The sequence below is a fragment of the Oleiphilus sp. HI0066 genome (assembly GCF_001635725.1).
Genome location: NZ_LWFH01001595.1, coordinates 1 through 981, shown reverse-complemented (window position 1 = coordinate 981; position 981 = coordinate 1). Strand labels below are relative to the sequence as shown.

The following is a 981-nucleotide window of genomic DNA, read 5'->3' as shown; positions in this document are numbered from 1 at the left end:
CCCCAAGCATAATCAATCGCGACGTCTTTTAAGAAAGGAAATACTTTGTCCATGTTAGGGCGCAAAGCTGCAACAATGTCTTTAGGATCTCTTCCCGAGTACGTGCACAGACCGCCAAATAATAGGCGCTTGTCTGCACTTAAACGGTAATAGTCTAGGTCTATGCGTTGATCGCAAACAGCCATGTCTTGCGGAAGAATTTTATTACATAGTTCTTCGGATAGAGGCTCCGTTGCAATCACGTAACTTCCTGCGGGAAGTACCTGACCTTCGAGCTGTTTATTGAGTCCCGCGACATGTGCGTTGCCGCATATTACGAGCTTATCTGCGATCACTTCGCCAGCTTCGGTTGTAATTCGGTTACGCTTGCCGTACTCAATATTGGTAACCTTAGACTGTTCAAATATTTGAACTCCTAGCTCGTGTGCGGCATTCGCTTCACCACACACCAAATTTAAAGGATGAAGGTGTCCGCTGCCCATATCAATGAGTCCACCGATATAAGTCGTTGAGCCAACCACTTCATGCATTTCGTCTTTTTCTAACAGGCGTGTTTCATGTGGATAACCAATTTTATCTAGCCACGCTTTGTGCTCTTTAAAGTCTTCTACATGTCGAGGTTTATGCGCCAAATCGCAATAGCCCATCTTTAAATCGCAATCAATGTTGTACTTTTTAACGCGCTCTCTGACGATATTAACGGACTCAAATCCCATGTCTTCAATGGCCTTTACACCCTCTTCTCCTAGGGCTTTCGCAAAAGGCTCAATACCATGAACAACACCTTGGATGAGTTGTCCACCATTGCGTCCTGAAGCTCCCCATCCGATGCGATATGCTTCGAGCAATACAACTTTGAACCCTCTTTCAGCAAGTTCAAGAGCGGTATTTACACCGCTAAATCCACCGCCAATGACGCATACCTGTGTGTCGAGGCTTTTCGTTAGTGATGGGTAACGCATCGGGTATTTCGACGTCGCC

1 protein-coding gene is annotated in these 981 nt (G+C 45.9%); it reads right to left on the bottom strand.

The features are described from left to right. A partial coding sequence (locus tag A3738_RS25035) for an FAD-binding oxidoreductase (protein WP_082890141.1) occupies window positions 1–962 on the bottom strand: 962 nt, incomplete at its 3' end. Between the last annotated feature and the right edge of the window lie 19 nt (window positions 963–981).